We start from the raw sequence: 16,093 nt of genomic DNA on the forward strand, positions 1-16,093 counted from the left end.
GAACGTGGATCACCGTGAGTCTTACTCGTGGCCCGCGATCGGCAGCGGCTCGTAGGGTTCCTCGAGGTAGGCGATGTCCGACGCCGACAGCGAGACGTCCAGCGCCTCGACGGCCTCCTCGAGGTGCTCGACGCTGGTCGTACCGACGATGGGCGCGTCGACCCAGTCCTTGTGGAGCAGCCACGCGAGGCTGAGCTGGGCCATCGTGACGCCCTTCTCGGCGGCCAGTTCCTGCACGCGCTCGTTGATCTCCTCGCCGCCGCCCTGCAGGTAGGGAATCTGCTCGAGGTACTGGTCCGTCTGCCCGCGCGTCGTCGACTCGATTTCGGTGTGAGGGCGCGTGCCGACGCCGCGGGCCAGCGGCGACCACGGGATCACGCCGATCCCCTCCTTCTCACAGAGCGGCAGCATCTCCCGCTCTTCCTCGCGGTAGAACAGGTTGTAGTGGTTCTGCATCGTCGCGAACCGCTCGAGGCCCAGTCGGTCGCTGGTCTGCAGGGCCTCGGCGAACTGGTGGGCCCACATCGAGGAGGTGCCGACGTAGCGAACCTTGCCGCGCCGGACGGCGTCGTCCAGCGCCCGCAGCGTCTCGTCGATCGGCGTGTCGTAGTCCCACCGGTGGGTCTGGTAGAGGTCGACGGTCTCGAGGCCGAGCCGGTCGAGGCTGGCCTCGAGTTCCTGCTCGATGGCCTTCCGCGAGAGCCCGCTGGCGTTGGGGTTGTCGGGATCCATCTCCGCGTAGACCTTCGTCGCGACGACCTGCGCGTCCCGGTCGTAGTCGGCGAGGACGTCGCCGAGGATCTCCTCGGACTCGCCCGTCGAGTAGACGTTCGCCGTGTCGAAGAAGTTGATCCCGAGGTCGATCGCGCGCTCGATCAGTTCGGTGCTCTCCTCGCGCTCGAGCATCCACTCCCGGCCGCTGCCGAAACTCATGCAGCCGAGTCCGATGCGACTGACGGACATGCCGGTCGATCCGAGCGTGGTGTACTCCATAGGCAGTGTTGGACGGGCCGACGACAAAACCTCGTGGCTCGCCGGAACGGGTTGCTGGCTCTCGCCTCCGTGCGCTCGAGTGCGAAAACGGCTCTCAGTCGTGGCGCGCGGAGTTGTCCCGCGGCTCGTACCCCAGAACCTCCTTCGCGCGCTCGAGCGAGTAGTACTTCCGATCGTTGTCGGAGATGCCGTAGACGATCTCGTACTCGTAGTCGGCCCGGATGCAGCGATCGAACAGGTGCGCGCAGTCCCGGTAGGAGAGCCACATCGCCTGCCCGCGCTCGTAGTCGATCGGCGGGTGCCCCTCGGTGAGGTTACCGATGCGGACGTTGACCACCGAGAGATCGTACTCGTCGTGGTAGTACCGACCCAGCGTCTCGCCGGCGGCCTTCGAGACGCCGTAGAGGTTGCCCGGTCGGGGGAGTTCCGTCCCGTCGAGGAGGTAGTCGTCGTGTGGACGGTACAGGTCGGGCGTGCGCTCCTCGGTTTCGTAGGCGCCGACCGCGTGGTTCGAGGAGGCGAAGGCGACCTTCTCGACGCCGGCGTCGACGGCGGCCTCGAAGACGGTCCGGGTGCCGTCGATGTTGTTCGTCAGGACGCTGTCCCACGGCGCCTCCGGGCGCGGATCGCCCGCGAGGTGGATCACGACGTCGATGCCGTCCATCGCCTCGCGGACGGCCTCCATCTCGGTGATGTCCGCGACGACGAACTCGCCCGGGTAGTCCTCCGTCGGCGGATCGCGATCCAGCAAGCGCCACTCGTGTTCGTCCGCGAGGCCGCCGAGGATGGCCTCTCCGACCCGCCCCGCAGCCCCAGTAAGCAGGACTGACTGTGCCATTCGTTCGGTGGAAAGGAAAGCGGCGATAAGAAGCATGCGGTTCCGCGGCAGTTCGGTCGGGGGTAGCACGCTCCCGTCGAGTTCCTCCGTTCGCCGTTCTCTCGGTATCGGTATCTCGTCCGCGTCTCTCTTTCGCCCGCTGATCTCGTGCCGTGGCGCGCGCTGTCGGGGGGCCGAGCGATAGCGAGGCCGACCGACGTACTTGCGCGAGGGATGAGCGAGGGAGCGGGGCGACCGAGCGAATCGGCTGGGGAGGGCGTGGCGATTCCCCGTTGCCACGATCGCAGACCGCTCGTTGTTCGGACGGCGGCTCGTCACCGTTCGTACCGCCTTTCGATCCGACCGCGAGAGTCGCGCGCATCGCAACTCCCTTCCCGAGCGCACGCGAGCACTCGAGCATGACGACCGATTCCGACGAGTCCGATCCGACGGACGCCGAGGCCGCGTGCTTCGAGGCCGGCATCAAGTTCGGCACGCTCTACCACCAGTTCGCCGGAACGCCGATCTCGCCGGACAGCGCCGCGAGTCTCGAGCGGGCGATGGAAGAAGCGATCGAGAACCAGCCCCACTGTACCGAGGTGACCGTCGCCGTCCGGACCGACGAACTCGAGGCCGAACTCGCCGACTCGGCGGCCGACTACACCGAACTGACGGGGCGATTCCTCGAGGTCGAAATCGTAGTCGACTACGAGGGCTGTGAGGTCGTCACGCGAATGGCGATGGAGGACGGCTACCCGCTGATGCGCGTCGAATCGGTTCGGGGTCGCGACTCGTCAGCTGACTGAATTAGTTGTGGGACTCGAGAAGTCCGTTCAGTCGACGTGCGAATGGACCGATGCTGCGATTGAAGCGGCGGGTGCAGCGAAGCGTCTTGCTATCGTGGCAACAGGGAATCGCCACGCCCTCCCCAGCCGATTCACTCGGTCGCTTCGCTCCCTCGCTCATCCCTCGCGCAGCATCGCTGACCGCCCTCGCTTTCGCTCGGTCGGTCACCAGCGCGCGCCACCGCACGCCTGTTCCCAGACCGGAGTCATATAGAGTAGATCCGATTCGCGTGGGCGTGAATCACGAGACGGCCCGGCAGTCGTCGAAATCGAGTCCCGTTGTTTTCGAAATACAGCCGACATTCGGCCGATATCGATCCGCTCGAGTCGCTTTTCACTTTCACTTTCGGGCGACCTTTTAACCCCAGCCCCCGTGAAGGAGATGACATGAGCCAAGCGACGTTCGGCGACGACGAGGAACTGTTCGGCGAGGCCGCCAACGAGATGCGCGAGGACGTCGAATCCTCGCTCGAGGAGGGGTGGGCGGCACTCCCCGGCGCCGACGACATCTGGGAGACCGACGCCGACAACGTGCTCGGCGTGCTCAACGGGCTCAACTCCGCGCTGGACGCCGGCGACGCCGAGGACAGCCTCCGCGACGCGAAGAAGTGGTTCACGATGGGCCAGCGCGCCGACGCCTTCGAGGACGCCGACGATCTCGAGGAGGAGATCGCCGACCTCGAGGCGGCCATCACGGACATCGCCGAGGCGGGCGAACAGGTCGGCGAACTCACCTCGACGATCCCGGCGCTCCGGGGGACCCTCGAGGACGCCGGTCCCGACGCCGACGCGGACGAGGACGACGAGGAAGCTGAAGCCGAGGAGGAGGCCGAGGCCGACGAAGACGACGCCGAAGAAGACGAAGAGTAACGGGTCCACCGAAACGGGCAGGCGTCCGATCTCGGTTCCTCGCCGTCGTCCTCGAGTCGCACCCCTCGCTTTGCACCCTCTCGAGTCGTACCCCTCGAGTCGAGTCGCTCTCGTGAGTACGGCCGCAGGTCACCGCTATTCCCGGCGCGGGGGCCGCGAGACGTCTCGCTCGGCGACCGCCTCGAGCAGCCGCGCCAGCCCGTCGGCCGCGAGCTCGAGCAGTTCCTCGCCCCGCCGCGCGTCCCCGTCTTCGGGGTCGCCAACGACGCCGTTGTCGGTGAACTCCGCCGCGTCGTAGGCCAGATTCGCGTAGCTCGTCCAGTCCCCCCAGCTCTCGGCGCGCCCGTCGCGGGCCTCGTCGATCCGATCCTCGCGGACGAGTTCCGGCTCGCAGTGCCGGAGGAGGGCCGTCTCGAGCGGGCCGCCGTGGCCCATCTCGGCCGTGTGCTCGCCGACGGCCTCGAACCAGGTGAAGGGGACGGCGTAGGCGTCGCCGTCGCGGGTGATCCGGGCGCCGACCTCCCGCAGGGCGTCGACGTTGCCGCCGTGGCCGTTGACGATGACGACGCGGTCGAAGCCGTGGTGGGCGAGGCTCTCGACGGCCTCGCGCACGTAGTTTCGAAACGTGTCCGCGGAGACCCACATCGTGCCCGGGAACTGGCGGTGTTCTTCGGCGATACCGACCGGAATCGCCGGCGCGCGCACGACCTCGCGCTCGACGCGCTCGAGGCCGGCGTCGGCGACCGCCTCCGCGGTCACGACGTCCGTGCCGAGGGGGGCGTGGGGCCCGTGTTGTTCCGTGCTGCCGACGGGGACGACCGCCAGATCGGTCTCGCAGTCGCGGACGTCCGTCCACGTCGCGTCGCGTAGGTCCATGCGCGAGTACTCCCACGGAGCGAACATGAAAGTTCCGCGGTCGTCGGGGGATCCGGTCCGTCGCCAGTACACCCGTTCAGTCTCCGGAAGCGGTGGCGAACGCAGGGCTAACCGGTTTCCGCGGGCGCACTCAATCCTTCGCACATGACTGATGAGGACCGCCAAAGCGGCGTCGACATCGGCGATCTCGGCGACGAACTCGAGTCCGCGGACTACCCGTTGAGCGAGGACGAACTCCTCGAGCGCTACGGCGACGAGGAGATCGAGATGGAAGGGAACACGACGACGCTCGAGGAACTCATCGGGCCGATGGGTGTCGAGGAGTATCAGGATTACGGGGAGGTCGAGAACGCGATCATGAACATGGTCGGCGACGAGGCGATCGGACGGAAGAACTACAGCGACCGCACCCCGCCCGCGGCGGGCGAGCAGCGACAGGACGAGGGCGCGCCGGACCAGGGCGACCAGGAAGGTCAGGAGTCGTTCTAACGGCCATGTTCGTCGGTTTGGTACTCAGTTGATGAGAAAGAGGACCACCGAACCCAGCCCTACGACGACCGCCGGAGTCACGGCCCGATCGACCGGGACGTCGTGCGTCTCAGCGATTCCGTAGGTGAGAATGTAGACGCTCCAGACCGTCGTCGCGAGCACCAGGAGTATCGGGACGATTCCCATGCCGGCCTGTGACGCGACGCTATCGAACTCGGCGGCCAGCCGGTCGGGATCGGAACCGTTGAACGAGAGTTGCCGGACCGTCCACCAGCCGTAGAGTGCGCTCGGAACGAGGGAGACGAGTTCCGGAGCGTAGGCCCAACCGGCGACGCTGAGAGCGTCGGTGAACGTTCCCGGACCGTTCGAGCCGCTGGTCCCGTAATGCATGATCGCGGCGACGACGAGCCACGCGATGACGATGACGATCGTGGTGATCACGATTATCCCGGTGATGGCCGACATGATCTGCTGCTCGAGTCGCGGGCCCAGATCGTGCACCTGAGCGAATAGGAGTCTGATGGCGACGGACAACCAAGCGATTTCTAGGACGACGAAGAGGACGAAGACGCCGATCCCCCTGTTCTGTGCGGTGGCGCGGCTTGTGCGAGCGAAGTACTCCGCGGGATCAAACAACGGTGTTCGCGGGGCCATATCTCTCCTACCAAACAAAAATAATAAAAATCCACGAATTTACAACAAAATCACATATCAGTCGTCATCGTCACCGACGTCCACGTCGACTTCCGTCCGCGCCTGCCGGCGCTGGGCGCGCTCGATGAACTCCTGGGGCAGTTCGTCGATCTCACCGGCCTGGACCCCCCAGAGGTGCGAGTAAAGGCCGTCGTTCTCGAGTAGTTCCCCGTGGGTGCCGCGCTCGACGACCTCGCCGCCCTCGAGGACGAGGATCTGGTCGGCGTCCCTGATCGTCGAGAGGCGGTGGGCGATGGCGAAGGTGGTGCGGTCGGCGGCGAGTTCGTCGATCGAGCGCTGGATGAGCATCTCCGTCTCGGTGTCGACGTCGCTGGTCGCCTCGTCGAGGACGAGGATGTCCGGGTCCTTGAGGATCGCCCGCGCGATGGAGATGCGCTGACGCTGGCCGCCCGAGAGTTTGACGCCGCGTTCGCCGACCTCGGTGTCGTACCCCTCGGGGAGATTTTGAATGAAGTCGTGGGCCTCGGCCATCTTCGCGGCCTCGATCACGTCCTCGCGGTCGGCGTCGAAGGTGCCGTACTTGATGTTCTCCTCGACGGTGCCGTAGAAGAGGAAGGTGTCCTGACTGACGTAGCCGATCGACTCCCGAAGGCTCGCGATGGTGACGTCGCGGACGTCCTGTCCGTCGACGGTGATCGCCCCCTCGTCGACGTCGTACATCCGCAGGAGGAGTTTGAGGACCGTCGACTTGCCGGCGCCCGTCGGACCGACGAGGGCCAGCGTTTCGCCGCCCGCGACGGTGAAGTCGACGTCTTCGATGATGATCTCCTCGTCTTCATCGTAGCCGAACGTGACGTCGTCGTACTCGACGCGACCCTCCGTTACCTCGAGGGCGGGCGCGTCGGGGTTCTCGGCGACCTGACTCGGTTCGTCCATCAGGCCGAACATCCGGGCCGAGGAGGCGCGGGCGCGCTGGTACATGTTGATGATCTGCCCGAACTGGGCCATCGGCCAGATAAAGCGCTGCGTGTAGAGGATGAAGACGACGAACTCGCCCTCGCTCAGCGTGCCGGTGAAGGGGCCGGGCGGCCCCTGAAAGACCCACAGGCCACCGACGAGGAAGGTGACGACGAAGCCGATGCCGGCGATGACCCGCAGGCCGGGGAAGAACTTGATGCGGGTCTCGATGGCGTCCCAGTTAGCGTCGAAGTAGTCCCGCGAGACGTCCTCGACGCGGTCGGACTCGTACTCCTCGGTGGTGCTCGACTTGATCACCTGGATCCCGCCGAGGTTGTTCTCCAGTCGCGAGTTGACCTTCCCGACGGTCGAGCGGACGGCGGCGTACTTCGGCTGGATGACCTTGACGAACAGGTAGGTGAAGACGGCGATCAGCGGCACCGGGAGCAGGGCAACCAGCGCGAGCTGCCAGTTGTACGCGAAGAGGATGGCGCCGATGCCGAGGACCATCACCGCCAGCCGGAACAGGGAGTTCATCCCGTCGTTGAGAAAGCGCTCGAGGCGGTTGACGTCGTTCGAGAGGATGGACATCATCTCCCCGGTCTGCTTGTCGGCGAAGAAGTCCATGTTCAGCCGCTGCATCTTGTCGTAGGTGTCGGTCCGGATGTCGTGCTGGATGTTCTGGGCGAAGGCGTTGAAGCCCCAGTTGCGGAGCCAGTGGAAGGTCGCGCCGAGGAAGAACGCGGCGGCGATGACGCCGACGGTCAGGTAGAACTGTCCGACCTGCGTCGCGGGGACGTACGGGGCGACGAGGCCGCCGCCGAAGGGGAGGGCGTCCGCGTACTCGGTTTCGCCGCGAAACACCGCGTCGAGCGCGACCGCCAGCATGATCGGCGGGAGCAGATCCAGAATTCGGGCGAAGGTACTCGCGACAACGCCGACGACCGCCTGAAACGTGTAGTTGCGTCCGTACTCGAGGAACAGCCGCTTCATCGGGTTCTCGATCTCCTCGCGCTGTTCCTCGAACGGGTCGTCCTCGTCCCAGTCGGCGCCACTCCCGCTCATTGTCCTCGCCTCCGGGACGGCCGCCAATAAGGGTTGCTACGAATCGAAACAGTAGCGCGCGGGGGCGGTCGCCGTCTCACTCGTAGTCGATTTCGATCCGGTCGCCGGCCGCCATCCCCGTCTCGTTGGCGTACCCCCGCGGAACCTCGAGGACCCACTTCGCCGTGCCGGCGTACTCGAGTTCCTCGCCGTCCTCACCGGGGCCGGGTGCGCGGGCGTGTTCGATCGACGTGATCTCGCCGTCGGCGTCGACGAAGACGATGTCGATGTCGAACTCCATCTCCCGCATCACGTAGGTTCGCTCGCCCTCGTCGTCGTGGACGAACAGCATCCCTTCGCCGGCCTCGAGCGACTCGTGGTCGCTCAACCCGGTGTAGCGCTCCTTCGGGGTGTCCGCGACCTCGACCTCGACGGTCGCGAGTTCCTCGCCGGTCTCGCCGTCGACGACGCGGACGGTGCCCGCGTCTACGGTCCACGGCGGCGTGACCAACCCCATCTGGAGAACGAGGACCGCGATCACGGCGACGGCTGCGACCGCGAAGAGGGCCTTCTGGACGCGCTCGAGGGCCATGGCTGCTCCTCGGCCGCGAGAAAGTAAAGGTTATTCGGACGGGGTGACTTGGTTCGGATGCGGGCTCGTGGTCTAGCTGGTTATGACGCGGCCTTTACAAGGCCGAGGTCGGTGGTTCGAACCCGCCCGAGCCCACTATTGCTGTCGCGAACAATCCGTGAGCGGCAGCAATATGACGCGAGTGGCGGGTTCGAACCCTGCAAGTCACAGCGCTCGAGCGAATGCGAGAGCGACCGTTTTGCTTCGGTTCGAACCCGATCGAGCCTATTTCGGGGACGAACGTTAGTGAGCCACAGAAATGGAGGGCGGTTCGAACGAGACCGAGATTCTGGCTACAGGCGGAGGTTCTCGGACGTTGTTCGAACCCGCTCGAGCCCGTCTCTCGGCCACGAACACTCGTGTCTCGAGTCCGATGGGTCGTCGGCGACACGGCTGTTACTACTCCCGTGTTCACAACAGCGTTTAAGGGCGTCACAGCGTACGGGTGCTGATGACGTGTGATGTCTGTGGCGAGGCTATCGAAGGGGTGCGACTGTACAAAGCGAGTACGAGCAAAGGACGGACGGGCGGTCTCGATGTCTTTCACCGGAATTGCGCACCGTAGGCGAGATAGCTGCTCCGGATTCCGTTCAGGCCAGTTCCGGCCTCGAGCCCAGGGTCACGCCGTGTGAGCGGACGCGACGTGGAACTGATGTTCCACGAACCGACACCTGGCTGGTACGAACTGGCTAGAGTAGGTCATGCACGCCGTTGTCTGACTGGCGACGGACGAGTAACGCGGGACTAGGGGCGTCGCAGTAGCTATCGAGCCGTTAGAATGCCTCTTTGAAGAGAGAAGCACGATCGGTCCCCGGTCGCTACCGCGGGTCGATTTCGCGGCGCAAAACGGCGGCGCTGCCCTCGAGCCAACCGAATCGAGCGTCGGTGTCCGTGCGCGGCCGTCAGTGTTTGAGTCGGGCGACGTTCTCCCGAACCCGGCCCAGCAGCCCGTCGCCGGACTCGTGTTCGAGGGCGGCGTGGAGCGTCGAGTTCTCCGGTTCGTCCTTGACGACGACCCGGAGGTAGGGCTCGAGCTGGTCGAAGTTGCTCGCGAGGACGACGGTGTGGTTCTCCTCGTCGTGGTCGACGACGCCCGCGTCGGCCAGTTTCGGGACGTGACACTGGACCGAGGAGACGTAGACGCTCTTGTACTCGTTTTTGGCTACTTCGTCCGGTGGTACGTCGTGTTCCCAGCCGGCCACCTGCTCGGCCAGCGCGGAGAGCTCGATCGGGTCTTCCTGCCCGCGGAGCGCGTAGAGGAGATATCGTCGCCGGCGGTTAGCCAGCAGCTCGAGGATGGTATCTGCAGAGAGTTCCTGCTCCTCCTGACTCGAGGCAAGTGCTTCCATAACACGATGTTACTCGCCAGACCGGAAAAGGGTGTCTTGAATATCTATAATTCCAACAGACTGGCGTCAATGATTGATAAACTCGTTTGTATTCTCCACGTTACCGATCGATATGGTGTCCTAACCGAACCGATGGTGGGCGGATCGGGTATCGGATCTGGACGACGGCGCGGTGGCTCCGATTCGAAATCCTTTTTTATACCATGGACGGAGGTAGAGATGCGCCGCCTTAGCTCAGACTGGGAGAGCACTCGACTGAAGATCGAGCTGTCCCCGGTTCAAATCCGGGAGGCGGCATTTCTGTCGCGAACAACTCGTGAGCGACAGAAATGGAACCCGACCGGTTTGAACCAGACGAGTCGCAGCCCGCGAGCGAAGTCGATCGAAACGGCGGAGCCGTTTCGTGATGACGAGAGAGCTTCGCTCTCTCGAACCACGAGCAGGAACGTCTCGGCGAGGTTCAAATTCGGGAGGTGGCGCTTCTGCTGGACCCGAAATCACGTGTCCGGCGAGTCTCCACGACCGCTATCGGAATGAAGAAAGAATCATATGTTGTCGACCGAGTGACAGCCCAATGCGCGAACGGATCTACAGCATCGACGCCGTTCGAGCCGTCGCGATGGCGTTCATCGTCGCCATCCACGCCGATCTGTTCCGAGGGCTCGGTGCGACCGGGAACGCCGTCAATCTCGTCATCGACACGGTGGGCCGGTTCGCGGTTCCGTTTTTCTTCCTGACGTCAGGGTACCTCTTCGCTCGCAAGTGTACGCGTACGGAGCCCGCGGCCTACGTCAGGGCCCACCTCGAGCGAGTCGGTTCGATCTACGGCTACGCGGTGCTGGGTTACTTCCCGCTCGTTCTCCTCGTGGCCGCGGGCGGGACCGCTCGAGCGGGCGGCGACGTGTCGAGTGCCGTCCTCGCCCGCGCGCTCGAGGCGCTATCACCTCTCGGACTGCTCTACTACGGCGATTCGGTGCTGCTGTTCCTGTGGTTCCTGCCGTCGCTCGCGATTTCGATCGCTCTCGTCTACGCCGTCGTCGCCGTCGAGAAGACCCGGTACCTGCTGCCGGTCGCCGCCACGTTCCACGTCGTGGGGATCCTCGACCAGAGTTACCCGATGCTCGTCGACGTCCCGTTCGTGACTCGAGACGCGCTGTTCTTCGGGTTCTTCTACACGAGCGTCGGCTACTGCATCGGCTCGTGGCAGTGGTCGCCGAGCCGCGACCGGAGCGGGCTGTACCTCGCCGCGACGGTGACGTTCGGCGCGATTCACCTCGCCGAGCGGTACGTCCTCGGCTACGTGCTGACGGGCGACTCGATCGCGCAGGGCGTCTACGTCACCAAGTACACCGCGACGACCCCGCTGTTCGCGACGGCGCTGTTCGTCTACGTCCTCTCGAGGCCGACCCTCGGGAAGGGAACGGGGCTGCCCTGGCTCGGGAGTCACGCGGTCTGGATCTACGTCGTCCACCCCCTCGTCCTGTTCTCGCTCGTCGGGGTGAGCGGGGCCGTCGAACTGCTCGGCTACGACCTCGGCGAGAGCGCCCTCTGGCACGTGGCGCTGTCGACGCTCACGTACGCCGGCGCGCTGGCTATCTCCCTGTTTCTCACGCGGACGACGCTTCTCCGGCGGGCGAGTCGCGTCACCTCCCGGGACCGCCTCCGAACCGTGGTGAACGCGATGGTAGGCGGGCGAAACTGACCCGCGCGGTCGGAATCGGCCTCGCGTCGGCGGTGGCTATCGCGTCGGCAGTGGCTACGCCGCGGTCGCGTCGCGGGCGGTCGTTTCGCAGCACCGCGACGGGTCGCTGGGCCGAATCGAGGGACGGCTTGCTGGCTGGCCAACGGTTATCCGTCCGCCGGGAATAGCACGCCCGTGAGCAGCGACACGATCCAAAACGAGAGCGACACGTTCGATATCGGCGACACGACCATCCACCGGCTCGGGTACGGGGCGATGCGCATCACCGGCGACGAGATCATCGGCCCGCCCGAGGACGAGGCCCAGGCCCGCGAGGTGCTCGAGCGGGCGGTCGAGGTCGGCGTCGACTTCGTCGACACGGCCGACTCCTACGGCCCCGCGGTCAGCGAGCGACTCATCGGCGAGGCCATCGGCGACCGCGACGACGTGCTGGTCGCGACCAAGGCCGGCCTGCTGCGCAACCGCGAGGGCGAGTGGCTCGCCCACGGCGATCCGGACTACATCCGCAATCAGGTGCTCACCTCGCTCGACCGACTCCGTACCGATACCATCGACCTCTACCAGTTCCACCGACCCGACGACGACACGCCCTTCGAGGACTCCGTCGCCGCCTTCGCGGAACTCAAAGACGAGGGGCTCGTCGACGAGGTGGGACTCAGCAACGTCTCGCCCGAACTCATCGATCAGGCCCGCGAGCAGGTCGAGGTCGCGACCGTCCAGAACCGGTACAACCTCGACGACCGCGGCGCCGCCGACTCCCTCGAGCTCTGTACGGAGGCGGGCATCGGCTTCATCCCGTGGGCGCCGATCAACGGCGACGATCTGGACGAACACGGCGACCTCCTCGACGAGATCGCCGAGGATCACGACGCGACGCGCCGACAGGTCGGGCTGGCGTGGCTCCTCGAGCGCTCGGAGGTCATCCTCCCGATTCCGGGCACGTCCGATCCCGACCACCTCGAGTCGAACGTCGCGGCCTCGCAGCTGTCGCTGTCCGACGACGAGGTCCAGCGACTGACCGAGGCGGCGGACTGAACGCCTCCGCCGTGGTCCTCACCCCCTATCTGAGAAACACAAGAAGACGTTAATTTATTGTGCGCTGAACAGAGAACCGAACGCATGAACGTACTCAAGATAGTCGCTGAAGCGATCGAGGGATACATTTCCGGTGGAGCCGACGAAGCGGTGTCGGAAACCGTCGAGGAGACGGCCGAAGAGGCGACCGGGAAAGACCTCTGACGAGCGGGAGGCGTCGTCAGAGGTCTCGCGTCCGGCTAACCACGCGAACCGATTCGGGACCGACCGGAACGAGCCGTCTGCCGAAGAACGGGGACGCACGACCGGTACTGGCCGCGTCTCGTCGCGACGCCGCGGTCCGTCTCGGCGCGTCGACCGCCGGTCGTCAGTCCACCTACAGCGGGATTCCCGTCCGTCCCGTCCAGTTCAGGCCCCACGCCTACCGGACCGGACGTGGGAGGGCCGATATGGGTGATCGAACTGCGCTGGACGATGCGACCGAGGACGAGCGAGTCGCCCTCGAGGAGATCGAACGCGGCCTCGAGGAGTTCCGCCGGGCCCACGGCGCCCTCGTGGAGTTCCACCACGCGGTCGGCAGCGGAATCGAACACTTCGACGAGGCCGAGGAGCGACTGAACGAGGACGACGACCTCTCGGAGCGACTCCGCGCGGAGATCCTCCCGGCTGGCGTCACCGACGACGGCAAACTGACCTACCAACTCGTCGCCGAGTTCGAGGAAGGACTGCTGGCCGACGTCGAATCGATCGGCGACGACGCGCTCGCGGCGCTCGCCGACGGCCGGCGGTATCCGATCGAACGCGCGGAGCGCGACGGGATCGAGGTCGACGAGTCGGCGTAGCGTCCGGGCCCCGAGTCGTCGATCGAACTCAGTTCTCGAGTTGACTGGCGATGCGATGAGAGAGTTCGGTGAGGTAGAACGACCCCCAGATCGCCGCGACGGCGGCGCCGACGACGTCGTAGACGAGGTCGACGATCGTGTCGCTGAGGCCGTGCTGGGCGACGACCGCGCTGAGGCCGAGTTGCTGTGCGCCCCAGTCGAGCGCGAACTCGAGCAGTTCCCAGAGGACGCCGAAGGCCAGCACGAACACGAGGATGAACGCGACCAGCATCCGCGGCGGGACGTAGATCTCGTCGGTGTGGAGGTCGATCGCCCGGACGACGGCGTACCCCGCGGCGGCGACGATCGACGCCGACATCGTGTGGGTCAGGCTGTCCCACGGGCCGATGAACGCGTACAGCCCGGCCGAGCCCAAGGCGTGCAGGAACACCGCCGCGGTGAGCCAGAAGACGAGTCCGGGCTCGAGGGGGAGCCGACGGTCGCGCTCGAGTACCGCGGGGAGGAACGTGATCCCGAGCGCGATGGCGCTGTTGGAGACCGTCGTCAGGTCTCGCGCGACGATACCGTACACGAGGAGGACGGCGAGGGCGGCCTGCATGACTCGCGAGAGCACGACCACGGTTCCATCGGGGACGTCGAGTCGGTCGCGGATCAGGCTCGGGACGGCGGTTGGTCCCTCGTCCGGCGCATCGCCGTCCCCGTCCGACGCACCGTCGGTGGGGACGTACGTTCGCGTGCGGTCGATCTCCTCCGGAGCGTAGGCAAAGTACCGGCCGAAGAGGACCGCCGCGAGCAGTCCGGCCAGCGCCGCGTACGCGAAGTCGATCATCAGGTCGTAGTTGGCCGCGTCCTGCGACTGCCCGCCCAGAATGTAGTCGGTCCCGAACGCCACGTCCGAGAGCCACTGGGCGACGTTCCACGTGCCGGCGACGGCCAGCGTCGTGAGCACGACCAGCACGACGGCGAACGCGTGGTTCATCCGAACTTCGGTAAACCGATCGATCTCGACGGTCGCGAGGAGCGCCACCGAAGCCACGGCGACGTAGGTCGCGACCGTCGTCAGCGGCGACTCGCCGAACACCGTCGCGTCGACGACCGGGATGGCGACCAGCACCAGTAGTTCCCAGGGCGGCATCGCGAGCGGATCCCGGAACGCGGCCACGGGGAGCACGGCGATCGCGACCGCGAAGCCGGTGAAGACGAACCAGCGATAGGAGTTCTCGAGGCCGTGGCTGATCGCGAACGCGACCAGAACGATCGTGACGACCCAGGCCAGCACGGCGTTTCGCTGGGTCTCGTCGAAGCTCCGGCCGAGTCTGGCGTCCGCCATACGCCGTCGTACACGACACGCCTCCTAAACGCGGGCGCTTGAGTACGCCGCCGAACCGAGGTTCGGTCTTCAAGCGGGTCGCTCGCGGGAGACACCTCGAGTGCTATCGCATCGCGGTTGCTGCTGTCCGTAGAGTGTTGCTGCTGTCCGAAAAGTGACCTTCCCGCGTGCGAACAGATGGCATATGGTCGACTCGGACGACTTCGACGCTCTCGAGCACGGGCTGGCGCGGGTCAACGGCGTCAAACTGCACTACGTGACCGCCGGCGAGGGGCCGCCGCTGGTCTTGCTCCACGGCTGGCCCCAGACCTGGTACGAGTGGCGCGAGGTGATCCCCGACCTCGCCGCCGAGTACACCGTCATCGCCCCGGACCTGCGGGGGCTGGGTGACTCGGAGGCGCCGCTATCGGGCTACGACAAGGACACCGTCGCGACCGACGTGCGCGAACTCGTTCACGACCTCGGGTTCGGCGACGAGCCGATCGCGCTCGTCGGCCACGACTGGGGGATGCCGACGGCCTACGCCTACGCCGCCCAGTACCGCGACGAGGTCGACGCCCTCTGCGTCCTCGAGGCGGGGCTCCCGGGCGTCCGCGAGGACGAGAAACGCCACCTCTGGCACACGCGCTTTCACGGCGTTCGCGACCTGCCGGAGCGGCTGGTCGCCGGCCGCGAAGAACTCTACCTCTCGTGGTTCTACAAGGAGGGCGCCTACGATCCCTCGGCGATCGACGAGGACGCCCGCGACGAGTACGTCCGCTGTTACTCCCAGGCCGGGGGCCTACGCGGTGGGTTCGAGTACTACCGCGCCTACGACGAGGACGCCGAGAATAACGGTGCGCACGCCGCGGACCCGCTCGAGATGCCCGTCCTCGCGCTCGGTGGCGCGGCGTCCTTCCGAACGCTGCCGATCGAAGACATGGAAACCGTCGCCACCGATGTCGAGGGTGAGGTCGTCGAGCGAGCCGGCCACTGGATCCCCGAGGAGCGCCCCGACTACTTCGTCGAGCGGTTGACGACGTTTCTCGAGGACGTGACGTAAGGAGTGGCTCGAGGTGGGGGTGGGGCTCGAGCGATGCCTGTGGCCGGACCAGTCGGCGGCCCGATTGACGCCCAAGATAGTATGCGAAGATGAGAATCGAACCGACAAGACCGGTGATGAACACCGATAACGAAACATAGTCTAGGACACCGCAAGACACGAGGTGACACTTCGTTCTCGGATGAGAGACAATCGCAAAAAATCCTAACTGGGATTTTTCAGCCCAACTGTGGGACTGACCAATATGGGGTTCCTTAGCAACATCCGCAAGATGAAACGGACAGCGGATAAGGTATCCAGAACGGCCAAGAAAATAGATAGAAGCGCTCAAGATCATAGAAAGAAGACTCTCAAGGCGAAATTTTACCAAGGACAAATCAGTGCATCTGAGTTCGAAAGCGAATTCTCTGGCCAGAACGCGGGCATCAAAGTCATACTTGAGGATGTCAATGGTGTCGGCGAATCCACGAGTCAAGCAATTGCCCAAGAGTACGAGAATCTCGCCGACTTAGAAGGAACTGATCGTGAACGACTCGAGTCCGTCCGCGGAGTTGGTCCAAGTACGGCTGATGCAGTTCTTGATCTGATTCGGTGATCGGCACGCACTCTCGATTTGA

Annotated in this window: 16 protein-coding genes and 2 tRNA genes; 10 read left to right on the forward strand and 8 right to left on the reverse strand. The window is 65.4% G+C overall.

Going from position 1 to position 16,093, the window contains the following annotated elements; genetic code table 11:
• Nucleotides 1-21: 21 nt before the first annotated feature.
• Nucleotides 22-993 (reverse strand): aldo/keto reductase, encoded by a 972-nt coding sequence (locus tag J0X25_RS27600; protein ID WP_207290737.1) that lies wholly within the window; start codon nucleotides 991-993, stop codon nucleotides 22-24.
• Between the two features lie 94 nt (nucleotides 994-1,087).
• Nucleotides 1,088-1,831 carry an NAD-dependent glucose-6-phosphate dehydrogenase Azf gene (azf, locus tag J0X25_RS27605; protein ID WP_207290738.1) on the reverse strand — a complete coding sequence of 248 codons (744 nt, stop codon included), beginning with the start codon at nucleotides 1,829-1,831 and terminating at the stop codon, nucleotides 1,088-1,090.
• A gap of 398 nt (nucleotides 1,832-2,229) precedes the next feature.
• Between azf and J0X25_RS27610 the strand changes: the two genes are divergently transcribed.
• Both J0X25_RS27610 and J0X25_RS27615 read left to right on the forward strand, forming a co-directional pair.
• The gene (locus tag J0X25_RS27610) at nucleotides 2,230-2,616 is read left to right on the forward strand and encodes a dihydroneopterin aldolase family protein (RefSeq protein WP_207290739.1); all 387 of its coding nucleotides are present in this window, start codon (nucleotides 2,230-2,232) and stop codon (nucleotides 2,614-2,616) included.
• 426 nt (nucleotides 2,617-3,042) lie between these two features.
• Nucleotides 3,043-3,525, forward strand: a complete 483-nt coding sequence (locus J0X25_RS27615; protein WP_207290740.1) for a DUF5790 family protein — start codon at nucleotides 3,043-3,045, stop codon at nucleotides 3,523-3,525.
• A 135-nt stretch (nucleotides 3,526-3,660) separates the two neighbouring features.
• Here the strand turns inward: J0X25_RS27615 and J0X25_RS27620 are convergent, their stop codons facing one another.
• Entirely contained in the window at nucleotides 3,661-4,401 is a 741-nt protein-coding gene (locus J0X25_RS27620) for a creatininase family protein (RefSeq protein ID WP_207290741.1), read from the reverse strand.
• Between the two features lie 144 nt (nucleotides 4,402-4,545).
• On the opposite strand from J0X25_RS27620, the gene J0X25_RS27625 reads away from it, so the two are divergent.
• The gene (locus tag J0X25_RS27625) at nucleotides 4,546-4,890 is read left to right on the forward strand and encodes a DUF5789 family protein (RefSeq protein ID WP_207290742.1); all 345 of its coding nucleotides are present in this window, start codon (nucleotides 4,546-4,548) and stop codon (nucleotides 4,888-4,890) included.
• A 24-nt stretch (nucleotides 4,891-4,914) separates the two neighbouring features.
• Here the strand turns inward: J0X25_RS27625 and J0X25_RS27630 are convergent, their stop codons facing one another.
• The 3 genes from J0X25_RS27630 to J0X25_RS27640 form a co-directional block, all read right to left on the reverse strand.
• On the reverse strand, nucleotides 4,915-5,544 hold the full coding sequence (locus tag J0X25_RS27630) for a Yip1 family protein (RefSeq protein WP_207290743.1): 630 nt from the start codon (nucleotides 5,542-5,544) through the stop codon (nucleotides 4,915-4,917).
• Between the two features lie 57 nt (nucleotides 5,545-5,601).
• Nucleotides 5,602-7,566 (reverse strand): ABC transporter ATP-binding protein, encoded by a 1,965-nt coding sequence (locus J0X25_RS27635; RefSeq protein WP_207290744.1) that lies wholly within the window; start codon nucleotides 7,564-7,566, stop codon nucleotides 5,602-5,604.
• Nucleotides 7,567-7,642: 76 nt separating this feature from the next.
• On the reverse strand, nucleotides 7,643-8,137 hold the full coding sequence (locus tag J0X25_RS27640; protein WP_207290745.1) for a DUF192 domain-containing protein: 495 nt from the start codon (nucleotides 8,135-8,137) through the stop codon (nucleotides 7,643-7,645).
• Between the two features lie 61 nt (nucleotides 8,138-8,198).
• Between J0X25_RS27640 and J0X25_RS27645 the strand changes: the two genes are divergently transcribed.
• Nucleotides 8,199-8,272: transfer RNA gene (locus J0X25_RS27645), tRNA-Val, on the forward strand.
• A gap of 806 nt (nucleotides 8,273-9,078) precedes the next feature.
• Here J0X25_RS27645 and J0X25_RS27650 read toward each other — a convergent pair.
• Complete coding sequence (locus J0X25_RS27650) at nucleotides 9,079-9,525, reverse strand: DUF7344 domain-containing protein (RefSeq protein ID WP_207290746.1); 447 nt, start codon at nucleotides 9,523-9,525, stop codon at nucleotides 9,079-9,081.
• A 223-nt stretch (nucleotides 9,526-9,748) separates the two neighbouring features.
• Between J0X25_RS27650 and J0X25_RS27655 the strand changes: the two genes are divergently transcribed.
• The 4 genes from J0X25_RS27655 (at nucleotide 9,749) to J0X25_RS27670 (ending at nucleotide 13,104) form a co-directional block, all read left to right on the forward strand.
• Nucleotides 9,749-9,822, forward strand: a tRNA-Phe gene (locus J0X25_RS27655).
• A gap of 277 nt (nucleotides 9,823-10,099) precedes the next feature.
• Entirely contained in the window at nucleotides 10,100-11,227 is a 1,128-nt protein-coding gene (locus J0X25_RS27660; protein WP_207290747.1) for an acyltransferase, read from the forward strand.
• Between the two features lie 174 nt (nucleotides 11,228-11,401).
• A complete protein-coding gene (locus J0X25_RS27665) occupies nucleotides 11,402-12,262 on the forward strand; it encodes an aldo/keto reductase (protein WP_207290748.1) in 861 nt (286 codons plus the stop codon).
• Between the two features lie 449 nt (nucleotides 12,263-12,711).
• On the forward strand, nucleotides 12,712-13,104 hold the full coding sequence (locus J0X25_RS27670) for a hypothetical protein (protein ID WP_207290749.1): 393 nt from the start codon (nucleotides 12,712-12,714) through the stop codon (nucleotides 13,102-13,104).
• 28 nt (nucleotides 13,105-13,132) lie between these two features.
• Here J0X25_RS27670 and J0X25_RS27675 read toward each other — a convergent pair whose 3' ends face one another.
• Nucleotides 13,133-14,434 (reverse strand): DUF2238 domain-containing protein, encoded by a 1,302-nt coding sequence (locus J0X25_RS27675; RefSeq protein ID WP_207290750.1) that lies wholly within the window; start codon nucleotides 14,432-14,434, stop codon nucleotides 13,133-13,135.
• Between the two features lie 184 nt (nucleotides 14,435-14,618).
• Between J0X25_RS27675 and J0X25_RS27680 the strand changes: the two genes are divergently transcribed.
• On the forward strand, nucleotides 14,619-15,476 hold the full coding sequence (locus J0X25_RS27680) for an alpha/beta fold hydrolase (RefSeq protein WP_207290751.1): 858 nt from the start codon (nucleotides 14,619-14,621) through the stop codon (nucleotides 15,474-15,476).
• Between the two features lie 244 nt (nucleotides 15,477-15,720).
• Nucleotides 15,721-16,071 carry a helix-hairpin-helix domain-containing protein gene (locus tag J0X25_RS27685; protein ID WP_225896752.1) on the forward strand — a complete coding sequence of 117 codons (351 nt, stop codon included), beginning with the start codon at nucleotides 15,721-15,723 and terminating at the stop codon, nucleotides 16,069-16,071.
• Nucleotides 16,072-16,093 lie beyond the last annotated feature (22 nt).

Origin of the sequence: Haloterrigena alkaliphila (assembly GCF_017352155.2) — an archaeon.
GTDB classification, from domain to species: Archaea; Halobacteriota; Halobacteria; order Halobacteriales; family Natrialbaceae; genus Haloterrigena; species Haloterrigena alkaliphila.